This is a genomic window from Arthrobacter sp. H20, assembly GCF_000520515.1.
In the GTDB taxonomy this organism is placed as follows: Bacteria; Actinomycetota; Actinomycetes; order Actinomycetales; family Micrococcaceae; genus Arthrobacter_D.
In genome coordinates this window covers 6,960-17,585 of sequence record NZ_KI914750.1, presented here as the reverse complement: position 1 = coordinate 17,585, position 10,626 = coordinate 6,960, and the positions used below count along the sequence as shown (strand labels likewise).

Here is a 10,626-nt window from a genome sequence, read left to right as displayed (position 1 = left end):
GGCTCGTGGCTTCGGATCCGACGGTCAGCCGGCTGGTCACTACCCTTTCGAGGATCAGCCCGGGTAAGGCGTTGGCCGCGATCAATGCCGCCCGGGCTGCCGCACGATCCCGTGTGTGGGCAGTCGCCGGGGAACACTCGCCGTTGCACGGGGTCAGCAGGCGCGCCCCGCTGGTTGTGGACTTGGATGCGACGCTGGTGAATTCGCATTCGGAGAAGGAAGACGCCCGCCCGACGTGGAAAAAAGGGTACGGGTTCCACCCGTTGGCGGCGTACCTCGATCACGGGACGGAGGGCACCGGGGAGCCGTTGGCGGTGCTGCTGCGCCCGGGGAACGCCGGGTCCAACACCGCCTCTGACCACATCCAGGTCACCCGGGATGCGTTGCAGCAGTTGCCGAAAGGGTACCGCTCCGGCAGGAAAGTCATGATCCGCACCGACTCAGCCGGCGGCACCCACGGGTTCCTTCACTGGCTCACCCACCCACGCCGGAACCTGGGCTATTCGGTGGGTTTCCCGCTCCACGGCGCCGTCGAAGCGGCCCTGCCCCGGGTTCCGAAGTCTGCGTGGACCCGGGCCTACAACAGTGACGGGATCGAACGCGACGGGGCCTGGGTCGCGGACGTCACCGGGATGCTGGACTTGTTGTCCTGGCCGGCCGGGATGCGGATCATCGTCCGTAAAGAAGTCCCTCACGTCGGTGCTCAGCTACGGATCACTGATGTCGATGGGATGCGCTACACCGCCCTGGCCACCAACCAGGAGACCGGGCAACTGGCGGACCTGGAAGTCCGGCACCGGTTACGGGCCCGCTGCGAGGACCGGATCCGTAACGCCAAGGACACTGGGCTTCAGAACCTGCCCCTGCACTTGTTCGCGGCGAACACGCTCTGGTGCCACCTGGTGATGCTCGCCTCCGAACTCATGGCCTGGGCGCAGATACTCGCGCTCCACGGCACGAAAGCCAGACGGTGGGAACCGAAAAGACTCCGGGCGAGGATCTTCGAAATCGCCGGCAGGATCAGCTCCCACGCCCGAAGGCTGACCGTTCACCTCGCATCCACCGCACCCGAGACCGGACTGCTCATCAAAGCCCTCACCCGCATCAGAGCCCTGGACCCGCCATAACCGCCACCACCGCCGACCGATCCCGAGCAGCAGATCCAAGCACCACAGTGATGGACGTGGAACCATCACCGACAACCGCCACGGCCAGCGGCAACAATGTCGCACCCACATGCCACAATCAAACCAGTCAGGCAGCCAGTAAGCCCCGATCACACAGGGAACAACGCCTCATGAAAGATCGAGGCTAAGAGGTCCATTGTCTTTTCAGCTGATACCGGAGTGACAGAGATAAGTCCGTTGTCTGCTATCAACTCCTTGATGGCCTTCTCCAGCTCCACAGTTGCGAACTGTCCCGAAGATTCTTCCTCAGTCGCATCTGCAGTGCATCCAGCTATTGCTGTGGCAATGACGACGAGCAGAGCTACTTTGTTCGTCAACCGGTGCCGGGGCCGCCGTAACGTCATACCTGAGCTGCGACGGTGCGGACAGCACCGTTGTAGTTACCGGTGCCGTTCACCTTAAGGGACAGGTAAATCGCGTTCCAACTCATGCACACGTTACCTGACAGGTAGGACCCAGAACGGTTCGAGTTGGTCCAGGTGGTTGAGGTGGTGCCACTCGGCCCGGAGACCGAAAGTCCCCACGCTGAAGCTCCGATGGCCCACGGATCTGCCGTGGTCTTGTTGGTGACGGTCCGCATGACTCGGTTTGAAACGACGGAGGTCGCGTAGTTTCCACAGCCTCCCTCGGCAACGTTTTGAATCCAGACGTTGCCAGTCAGAGTGCTGGTGGAGTTGAAGTTGACCGTACGACATGCTTGTGTGCAGGCGGAGAACGGCGGACACCAGCGCGCTGCGCGAGGGCGCTTGGTAGTGGGCGACTTGATCCTCCAACCAGGCGATTTGGTGGTCGTCGAGGCGGAGTTGGATCTGGATCCCTGCAGTTCCTCGTGGCCGTCGTACCCTCCGCGGCATAACTGATTCAGTCGGTTCAGTCACCGGGGTGAACATGTGGCTGATCTGTTCTGGGCTGACGGCGTTGAAGGCGTCAACGAGTAGGTCACTGTAGGTGATCTGCTCTGTTTTGGCTGCGCTCTTGACACGTTCCAGCACCTCGGGTGGCAGGTAAACGCCCACATTGCGCGGTGCTCCCGGCACTGTCCGCGAGGCAGGATGTAGTGCGGCGTCGTCCGGCTCACCGACCGGCACGGCCTTCCCCCTTGGTGAGGTCAGTGGAGTCTCGGCGCTATTGGTTTCAGTGCCAGCAACCATAGGCGCCGTGTTCCCGGTTTCGCTGGGTCGTGCCTTCGGCTTCAAAAGTCCTTGCAGGCTGGCTCCGCGCTTAGGTGATGCTGCAAATGGTTTGAAGGCTTCTGCCAGGCTCGCGCGATCCGCGTTCATGCTGCTTGCCCGCTTTCGATCTCGTTGAGTCGGGAAAGTATTTCCCCGGTCAGGGCTTCATACCCTTCGGCAAGGCCACCGGCGTTGCGGGAGAAGAACCCTTCGCTGGGCATCTGACCTGCCCGCAGGGCTTTCAGCCGGTCTTTCTGCGCTTGGGTGACGGCACCCTCGAGTTCATGAAAGAGCAGGCCGAGGCGACGGAAGGCTGTGACGCTGAATAGATAGTGGGCCCATAACGCCAGCGCCTCGCTGCCGATCCCACGGCCTCTCACTGCCGGGTCAAAGACGGTGATTCCGGCCCTGGGCCATCCGGTTGCCTCGGACTCCCAATGCCAGGGAACAGTCCCGATCAGTCGGTTAATGGTGCATCGGCGATCACCAGTCGCCGTCGCACCTCGGGCCACTCGCCTGATTCCAGCTGCCCCTCGATGCGCTCAAGGGCGGCATCCGCCTCTTGCTCATGTGGGGCGGGAAGTAAGGGCCGTTCCACAGATTCCATTCGTGGTGGGGTTTCAGCCATTCGCGATAAGCGGAAAGATCTTCGGTAAGCCAGTCACGGAGCCGGACCTGCCAGCCTTCCAGGATGACGTGAGATTCAGTCATCCTAGACAGCCCGCACGGAGGTGAGAATGGTTGCACTCAATGCGGTGAATGGCTCCCCCGCTCAGCCTCCATGACGGGACTCCACCGCGAATCCTGCATCAGCCAGGAACCCGTCGAGGGTATCGGCGTCCAGGAAGCGCAGACGAGCACGGTCCACACAAAGTGCCGTTCCGTCAGGGTCCGCAGTGGTTTCGTTAAGCGTCACGACGTCGCCGTCGAGCGCCTCGACATGGTGGATGATGCGCAAGGGGCGACCGGCGTCGTCGACCACGTCCTGGGCGTTGTCCGGCGTCCAAATTTCCCAGGCGCGCGCCTCGGGGTTCCGGGTGGCGAAGGTCAAACGCTCGCCGTCGCCGTCCCCTCGACCCACTCCACCTCGGTGCGCCGCCGGGCCACGTATCCCCCGTTGCCGCAGCCGACGTCGAGCACTGATTCAGCGCTCATGCCGAACGGCACATACAATTCATCACTCGCGTCCCAGGGATTCAGGATGGCGTAGAGGCTCGCTGCGTCAGCGTCTGAATACATGGCTACTGGAATCCGGGGCCGATCACCACTGTGATGTTCGGGGACACCTCGGCGGACTCCACTAGCGTCGGTATGCCAAGAACGCCTCCCACTTCCTGGGCTGCTGCGAGCTGGGAGGGGTTGTTGTAGAAGACCACCGAGCTCTGCAGCGGCGCTCCGCCCCAGTCAGCAATTTGCCCGGCGCCCCAACCGCTTGCTGTCACACGACCGGCGGTCGCGCTTGCGAGTCCACTGATACCGGTTGAGTTGTAGACGTTTACCGGTTGCGTTCTGTCGATGGTCTCCGGCTCTTCGCTCGGCGTGGGCTCGCTCTCGGCCGGCTCCGGGTCGGTCGGTTCCGGGTCGGAGGGCTCAGGCCCGGAGGTGGCGTCGTCGTCGCTCGCTGGGGAGGGCGAGGAGTCTGGCGTTGCAGTCGCGGCGGCTGGTGTGCTGGTGGTCTGGGTTGGCTCTGAATCTGTCCCAGCACCGAAACCGAGGCGGGGGAGGATGAAGTAGGCGGCAAGACCAACGGCGAGTGCTAGCACTCCGACCAAAATCTTCAACGCCAGTCCACTGGACCGTTGCGGAACCAGCCGTTCCCGGTGAACTCCCTGCCGCGATGCGGATTCAGGGATCTTGTCGAACTCGTCCCGGGGGTATTGGCTCATAGTGATGCGTCGTCCTTGGATTTTGGCACTGGAAACGGTTCGCCGAGGGCGTTTAGATGTCAGCGCCGAGCCGGCGGGCCGAGCGCGCTCGCTGACGGGATGTTCGTAGTCTACGCAGTCGCTTGACCAGCATGGGATCGTGAGCCAGCGCGGCCTCGGTATCAATCATCGCGTTGAGGATCTGGTAGTAGTGGGTAGCCGACAGATCGAACAGTTCCCTAATCGCCTGTTCTTTAGCCCCCGAGTACTTCCACCACTGACGTTCCAGGGCAAGCATCTGCTGCTCCCGATCGCCTAGCACCCCCATCACCTGCTGATCATCCGGATCCGGGTGCACGGCATTGTCAGCGCTTGCTGCTTCAGTCACTACCCATCGCCCCTTAGCTGAAGACAGCCTGGTTGCACGCTGCCTGGTCTGGCCTTCATCGTAATTGGGAATAACACTCTTGTCATTTAGTACACCCGCGCACAAGGATGGGATGGTGTCGGAATACCAGAGCGCCCTCTTCCCTGAACCATCTCCCGCGCCCGGCAAGGCCCCGGGAGCTGCCGCTCCACCGTTCCCCTTCGCCAAACCTGTAGCGGTGGCCGACATCGTCCATCCCAGCTGGGCCGACCCCCTGCGCCCGGTTGAACCTCAGCTGCACCAGCTTGCCGATCGTCTGCGGGCCGAGGTGGACGCCGGTCACCAGATCCTGCCCGAGGCGCAGCATATTCTTCGGGCGTTCAGCTACCCACTAGACCAGGTGAAGGTGCTGATCCTGGGCCAGGACCCGTATCCGACGCCGGGACACGCCGTCGGGCTGTCCTTCTCCGTCGCTGGCAGTACCCGGCCGATTCCGAGGAGCCTCGCGAATATCTACCGGGAGCTGGCCGCCGACACGGGGGCCTCAGTTCCCGACCACGGGGACCTGTCGGGATGGTCAGAGCAGGGGGTGCTGCTACTCAACCGGGTGCTGACTGTGCGCGCTGGCGACGCGGCGTCGCACCGCCGTCTGGGCTGGGATGTGGTGACCAGTGCAGCGGTGGAGGCGCTGGTGGCCCGGGATCGTCCGCTGGTTGCCGTGCTGTGGGGCAGAGATGCCCAACAGATTAAACCGCTGCTCGGAAGCACACCGGTGATTGAGTCAGTTCACCCGAGCCCGCTCTCGGCGTCGCGAGGGTTCTTCGGTAGCCGTCCGTTTACCCGGGTTAACACCCTGCTGGCAGAGCAGGGTGTTAACCCGGTGGATTGGCAACTGCGGTAGCCTACCTGCGCCGGTTTCGGCGTTCATTGCTGCTGAACCCTTTGGTGAGCGGACGTGCCAGATTGTCACCGAGCACCACACCCCCCGCGACTGCAAGGATGATGGTCAGCGCGTTGAACATCGTGTTGGTTCCGGCACCAATCATCTCCGTTTCGATGGTGAGGCCGTACATCGACCTGAATACCATCAGCCCCGGGTAGAGGAACATGACGGCGGGGACCGCCATGACCAGCTGTGGAGCGCCCATCCTCAGCGCTACCATCCGTGCCAACATCCCAATGAGCACCGCTGCGACCGCCGGGGCAAGCCGATAGCCAACTCCCAGAGTGACCACCAACGAGTACAGCAGGAAACCGGTCACGCCAATCAGGGAGGTGGGGAGCACTAGCTTCATGTCGGTCTGCTCCGCAACGCAGATCATCGCAACAGCGATGAAGACCAGCACTGCAACCACCGGGAGCGGATAGAGGGATCCGACTGAAGTGGTCATTTCCAGCTCTGGAATACCAATCAGAGCTCCCACCACCAGCGCCACGGCGAGCCCTGATACGATCGCCGCGAACACCAGAAACGCGGACAGATACCTGCCCGCCGCCGTGACCGGGAAACCGTTAATGGCGTCCTGGGTGGCCGATACCAGTCGCCCGGTCGGCAGGAGCAGCAGAATACCGCCCACCACCACAAACGATGGGGCCACACCGATATCGAGCCACCAGAAGACCATGGCGACGATCGTGACCATCCCGGCTGAGGTAGCCACCGCGAAGAATTCAGGGACGCGCCACTTCCCCAACTGCCGCAGGAGGAGGTCGACGCCGATGCAACTGGTAAAACTGATCAACGACTCCAGCGGAGTCCCGCCGATAAAACCCACGATGACGGCGCCGAAGATGCCGAACGCGGCTGTCACCATCCACCGAGGGAAGGGCTTGGGTTTGTGGGTGATCTCTTCGAGGCGCGCCGCCGCCTCAATCCGGGAGGTACCGCCGTCGACGACGTCGGTCACCAACTGGTGCACCTTCAGCAGCCCGGCGTAGTTGTTGGTCCACGATCGGACGACCCGCAGCACAGTGACAGGGGTCTGGTCTTTGGCCGAGTAGTTCAGGATGACTGACTGGTTGGTGATGTCCACTTCAATGTTGTCCAGCCCGAATGCGGCGGTAACAGCGATGATGCTGGTTTCCACCTCAAGGGCACCTGCCCCATAACGGAACATTGTTTCGGCAAGGCTCAACGCGAAATCCAGCGTCCTCCGGGCGTTAATGTCCGGTCCGGACACCTGGATGGTCGGGTTGGCGTAGGGGCTTCCGGCCAACCGTTCGACAATGCTCATCGCCTGGGTGGGTGGCGTCTCCCCCTGGACCAGGCGGCGCAGCACCTTACGGGCGGCGGCGTTGGAGCGGTCGGGGCGCACCGAGCGCGGGGTGGTGGGCAGCGCATCAGTCGGCGTCGAATATGACCGTCGATCCGGTTTGGCGGGTGCGGGGCGCAGCTTGGACTTCGACTTTGCAGCCGAGCCCTTGCCGGATTTCCCTGCTGCCCCAGGCCGGACTGCCCCTCCCCCGGGGGTTCCGGGCAGCGAGTGCACCGGAAGCGCGGGCGGCGACGCCACGCTGGCGGGGGTACCCGCCGTGGGGACGATGGGCAGCTGTTCGGCTACCGGTGCGGGGTTGGTGTTGGGGTTGCGGCCGTCGTCGGCCTCTGGCTTCTCACCCATGGGATTCACCCCTTCATCCGGTGTTCCCGCGCGGAGCGGGAAAGGTTGTCAGTAAAACGGTTGGTGGTGTCGGCGCCAGTAAATTTGTCGAGCGACCCGTTCGCCGATGGCGTTCCACACTCGATACTTCCACGGGCTGAGGGGCAGGTCATAACAGCCGACAAAGTCCGTCACAGTTTTGGTAAAACTGGTCTTGAACAGCCCCAGTCCGTGATGCTGATGGGTGGTGTCCTTGAGCTGGTTACTGGGCGGGGTGCCACAGAAGTCGTATTCGATAATCCCGAACTCTTCCTTTAGGTCGGTGATCGCCTGCCACTGCACCAGATGAGAGTCACCGTACTGGGACCGCCTGGGTTTGGATCCGCCGTCCTTATAGGTGCCCTTGAGGCCGTAACTGATGACGAACGCGCCCACCGAGGGCTCGCCGTCCTCATAAACGAAGTACAGCCGGCCCTGTCCAGCGTCAGCGAAGTTCTTCCAGAACCGGCTGTAGTACTCGTACGAGCGGAGCTTGGCGGCCGAGCGGTCCTCGATGTGGGCCATCAGCTTATACATCGAACTGAAGTTTTCGTCGGTGGGCTGCATACGGCGCACTTCGACGCCTTCGCGGATAGCGCGCCGGACAGCGTTGCGGCCGCGCGAATGGAGATTGCGAAGCAACTGGTTGGGAACAGGCGTGGTGTCGAGGATGGCCGTGTGATCGTTGGGCTGCAGGTCAAAGGTCTTGATTAGTCCTGCACTGCGAAACAGCCGGTCGACGTCGTCGTCAGCTGGAATGTCAGGCTCAACCTTTACGGCAAAGACCCTGTGACGCCCAGTGCGGACCAGATCCCTGCACGCATCGAGCACCGCCGGCACATGAGTGGGATCGGCGACGTCGGGTCCTTTGATGAGGTACCACAAGGCACCGATGAGGGGGAATCGCTTCTCAACCACCAGGTTGTAGCTGGTGTAGTCGGCGCATTCGAGGACCAGGAATCGGGGAGTCCAGCCGTGATGTGACTTCACGTCGGCGAAAGATGCCGACTGGAGCATATTTCCGCCATTGGGGTTTGCCGTCACCAGCGCATCCCAGTTGTCCCGCTCCTCGGCCGTCGCAAGACGCGCGGTGAACTTAACCAAAATCCCTCAATCAGTGGTGGTGACACAAAGACAATTCAGTCTAGCTGCTGGCCCCGTTGACCGCGGTCAGGTTCGCCCGGGTCGGCTTTGCCCTGGCTCCAGACGGTCGGTCGATCCTCCCCATTCCCCAGGTCGTGCAATAGCATCGAACGCATGGACTATCGATACCTCGGAAATAGCGGATTCAAGATCTCGGAAATCACCTATGGCAACTGGTTGACGCACGGCTCGCAGGTGGAGAACGACGTCGCCACCCAGTGTGTGCGCGCGGCACTGGACGTGGGCATCACCAGTTTCGACACGGCCGATGTGTACGCAAACACGGCAGCCGAAACGGTACTCGGCGAAGCGTTGAAGGGCGAGCGGCGCCAGTCACTGGAAATCTTCACCAAGGTGTGGGGCCCAACGGGTCCCAAGGGGCCCAACGACGCCGGCCTGTCCCGCAAGCACATCATGGAGTCGATCAATGGCTCGCTGGATCGCCTCCAGACTGAGTATGTGGACCTCTACCAGGCGCATCGCTACGATCACGAGACGCCGCTGGAGGAGACCATGCAGGCCTTCGCCGACGTCGTCCGCCAGGGCAAGGCGCTCTACATCGGTGTCAGCGAATGGGACGCACGGCAGATCCGGGCCGGCCATGAACTGGCGAAGGAGCTCGGCTTCCAGCTGATTTCAAACCAACCGCAGTACTCGATGCTGTGGCGGGTCATCGAGGAAGAAGTAGTGCCAGTATCGGAGGAGCTTGGGCTGTCCCAGGTTGTCTGGTCGCCCGTCGCGCAGGGTGTGCTGACCGGGAAGTATCAGCCGGGAGGGACTCCTGAGGAAGGGTCGCGGGCCGCTGACGAGAAAGGCGGTTCCACCATGATCAAGCGATGGATGTCCGACGAAACCCTCACCGGAGTGCAGCAGCTGAAACCCATCGCCGAAGAGCTGGGACTCACGATGGCGCAGCTGGCGGTTGCCTGGGTGCTGCAGAACAAGAATGTTGCGGCAGCGATCATCGGCGCCTCGAAACCGGAGCAGGTCAGGTCCAACGCTGTAGCGTCGGGCGTCACCCTTGAAGCCGATGTGATGGCGAAGATCGACGAGGCAATCGGTTCAATGGCTGAGTCCGATCCTGCGAAAACTGTCTCGCCCGAGGAGCGGCCCGTATGAGGCTCGCGGTAACGGGCGCCAGCGGAAAACTGGGGCGAACCGTCGCGTCAGTCCTGAGGGCTGCTGGGCATGAGGTCCTCGGAATGGATCTGCAGGGGGAGCGCGATCCCGGCTTCCTGAAGATCGACCTAACCAATTACGGCCACGTCATTGACGCTCTGATGGGTGTCGACGATCGGCATAGCGGTTTTGACGCGGTGGTTCACCTGGCGGCCATTCCGGCTCCCGGCATCTACGCGGATGCCGCGACGTTCCATAACAACATGCTGTCCACCTACAACGTGTTCCAGGGATGTCGTAGGGCCGGAATCCAGCGGATCGTGTACGCATCAAGCGAGACGGTGCTGGGGCTTCCCTTCGACGAGGATCCGCCCTACATCCCGGTCGATGAGGAGTATGCGGCCCGCCCGGAAAGCACCTACTCACTGGTAAAACACCTTGAGGAACAGATGGCGATCCAGCTGACGCGCTGGGATCCGGAGTTGAGCATCACGGCGCTGCGGTTCTCCAACGTGATGGACCCCGAGGACTACGCTGAGTTCCCGTCCTTCGACGAGGACGCCATGTCCCGAAAATGGAACCTGTGGGGGTATATCGACGGTCGCGACGGCGCGCAGGCAGTACAGCGTGCGGTCGAGAATGCTGCCCCCGGCTTCGATAAGTTCATCATTGCGGCAGCCGACACGGTAATGAGTCGTTCCAGCGTCTCACTCGCGGCCGAGGTGTTCCCCGGGGTCGACGTGGTCAAGAACGTTGGCGAGCACGAAACGCTGCTTTCCATCGACCATGCACGCAGTGTGCTGGGGTTCGATCCGCAGCACAGCTGGCGGGACCACGTCGGCTAGCGGTTGGTCCTGGAAAGGGCGAGCGTGCGGGACCGACAGGTGTGGTCAGTGCCACCCACGCACTCCCTACCCCATGACCCCGCCACGGGACGCTGACGGCGACGCATAAGCATCGACAGGTGCCGCTCCCGCTAACCCTTGGAAAGCATTAGGCGTTTGCTGTGGTGCTTGCATAGCCACCCCAACGACCCTAGTACTCAGTGTCGCTGCAGCCGGAGGCTGTGCTCCAGCGCGGGCTCGAAGCGTTGTCGATATCGCGTCCGCGTTGGCCAGACCAGTTGCCGAAACGAGC

13 protein-coding genes are annotated in these 10,626 nt (G+C 62.4%); 4 read left to right on the top strand and 9 right to left on the bottom strand.

Annotated elements, in window-relative coordinates; genetic code table 11:
- Positions 1 to 1,127 (top strand): IS1380 family transposase (locus Y703_RS0114380; protein WP_026553262.1); only part of this gene is annotated, 1,127 nt, incomplete at its 5' end.
- Between the two features lie 149 nt (positions 1,128 to 1,276).
- Here Y703_RS0114380 and Y703_RS0114375 read toward each other — a convergent pair.
- From Y703_RS0114375 to Y703_RS0114345, 7 genes are all read right to left on the bottom strand, one after another.
- The gene (locus Y703_RS0114375) at positions 1,277 to 1,531 is read right to left on the bottom strand and encodes a hypothetical protein (protein WP_162148897.1); all 255 of its coding nucleotides are present in this window, start codon (positions 1,529 to 1,531) and stop codon (positions 1,277 to 1,279) included.
- Positions 1,528 to 1,767, bottom strand: coding sequence for a hypothetical protein (locus Y703_RS22235; RefSeq protein WP_155849546.1), 240 nt, complete (start codon positions 1,765 to 1,767; stop codon positions 1,528 to 1,530). Before Y703_RS22235 ends, Y703_RS0114375 begins: the two co-directional genes overlap by 4 nt.
- 696 nt (positions 1,768 to 2,463) lie before the next feature.
- Positions 2,464 to 2,739, bottom strand: coding sequence for a hypothetical protein (locus Y703_RS21710; protein ID WP_253908070.1), 276 nt, complete (start codon positions 2,737 to 2,739; stop codon positions 2,464 to 2,466).
- 392 nt (positions 2,740 to 3,131) lie between these two features.
- Positions 3,132 to 3,410 carry a hypothetical protein gene (locus Y703_RS22740; RefSeq protein WP_216698905.1) on the bottom strand — a complete coding sequence of 93 codons (279 nt, stop codon included), beginning with the start codon at positions 3,408 to 3,410 and terminating at the stop codon, positions 3,132 to 3,134.
- The gene (locus Y703_RS22735) at positions 3,407 to 3,598 is read right to left on the bottom strand and encodes a hypothetical protein (protein ID WP_216698904.1); all 192 of its coding nucleotides are present in this window, start codon (positions 3,596 to 3,598) and stop codon (positions 3,407 to 3,409) included. Before Y703_RS22735 ends, Y703_RS22740 begins: the two co-directional genes overlap by 4 nt.
- A 2-nt stretch (positions 3,599 to 3,600) precedes the next feature.
- Complete coding sequence (locus Y703_RS0114350; RefSeq protein WP_026553259.1) at positions 3,601 to 4,245, bottom strand: LytR C-terminal domain-containing protein; 645 nt, start codon at positions 4,243 to 4,245, stop codon at positions 3,601 to 3,603.
- A 52-nt stretch (positions 4,246 to 4,297) separates the two neighbouring features.
- Positions 4,298 to 4,552 carry a DUF3263 domain-containing protein gene (locus tag Y703_RS0114345; protein WP_253908073.1) on the bottom strand — a complete coding sequence of 85 codons (255 nt, stop codon included), beginning with the start codon at positions 4,550 to 4,552 and terminating at the stop codon, positions 4,298 to 4,300.
- 175 nt (positions 4,553 to 4,727) lie between these two features.
- Between Y703_RS0114345 and Y703_RS0114340 the strand changes: the two genes are divergently transcribed.
- A complete protein-coding gene (locus Y703_RS0114340) occupies positions 4,728 to 5,492 on the top strand; it encodes a uracil-DNA glycosylase (protein WP_253908072.1) in 765 nt (254 codons plus the stop codon).
- Between the two features lies 1 nt (position 5,493).
- Here Y703_RS0114340 and Y703_RS0114335 read toward each other — a convergent pair whose 3' ends face one another.
- Both Y703_RS0114335 and Y703_RS0114330 read right to left on the bottom strand, forming a co-directional pair.
- Positions 5,494 to 7,209, bottom strand: a complete 1,716-nt coding sequence (locus Y703_RS0114335; RefSeq protein ID WP_173400641.1) for a threonine/serine exporter family protein — start codon at positions 7,207 to 7,209, stop codon at positions 5,494 to 5,496.
- A gap of 48 nt (positions 7,210 to 7,257) precedes the next feature.
- A complete protein-coding gene (locus Y703_RS0114330; protein WP_026553255.1) occupies positions 7,258 to 8,331 on the bottom strand; it encodes a lipid II:glycine glycyltransferase FemX in 1,074 nt (357 codons plus the stop codon).
- 153 nt (positions 8,332 to 8,484) lie between these two features.
- Here Y703_RS0114330 and Y703_RS0114325 point away from each other — a divergent pair, with 153 nt between their 5' ends.
- Together Y703_RS0114325 and Y703_RS0114320 are read left to right on the top strand one after the other, a co-directional pair.
- Complete coding sequence (locus Y703_RS0114325; RefSeq protein ID WP_026553254.1) at positions 8,485 to 9,489, top strand: aldo/keto reductase family protein; 1,005 nt, start codon at positions 8,485 to 8,487, stop codon at positions 9,487 to 9,489.
- On the top strand, positions 9,486 to 10,334 hold the full coding sequence (locus tag Y703_RS0114320; protein ID WP_026553253.1) for an NAD-dependent epimerase/dehydratase family protein: 849 nt from the start codon (positions 9,486 to 9,488) through the stop codon (positions 10,332 to 10,334). Before Y703_RS0114325 ends, Y703_RS0114320 begins: the two co-directional genes overlap by 4 nt.
- The last annotated feature ends 292 nt before the right edge of the window (positions 10,335 to 10,626 follow it).

What these genes read in the sequence shown, in the direction of transcription:
- Y703_RS0114375 (WP_162148897.1), bottom strand. Translation starts at nt 1,531, where the DNA reads ATGACGTTACGGCGGCCCCGGCACCGGTTGACGAACAAAGTAGCTCTG.
- Y703_RS22235 (WP_155849546.1), bottom strand. Translation starts at nt 1,767, where the DNA reads ATGCGGACCGTCACCAACAAGACCACGGCAGATCCGTGGGCCATCGGA.
- Y703_RS22735 (WP_216698904.1), bottom strand. Translation starts at nt 3,598, where the DNA reads ATGTATTCAGACGCTGACGCAGCGAGCCTCTACGCCATCCTGAATCCC.
- Y703_RS0114350 (WP_026553259.1), bottom strand. Translation starts at nt 4,245, where the DNA reads ATGAGCCAATACCCCCGGGACGAGTTCGACAAGATCCCTGAATCCGCA.
- Y703_RS0114345 (WP_253908073.1), bottom strand. Translation starts at nt 4,552, where the DNA reads ATGGGGGTGCTAGGCGATCGGGAGCAGCAGATGCTTGCCCTGGAACGT.
- Y703_RS0114335 (WP_173400641.1), bottom strand. Translation starts at nt 7,209, where the DNA reads ATGGGTGAGAAGCCAGAGGCCGACGACGGCCGCAACCCCAACACCAAC.
- Y703_RS0114325 (WP_026553254.1), top strand. Translation starts at nt 8,485, where the DNA reads ATGGACTATCGATACCTCGGAAATAGCGGATTCAAGATCTCGGAAATC.
- Y703_RS0114320 (WP_026553253.1), top strand. Translation starts at nt 9,486, where the DNA reads ATGAGGCTCGCGGTAACGGGCGCCAGCGGAAAACTGGGGCGAACCGTC.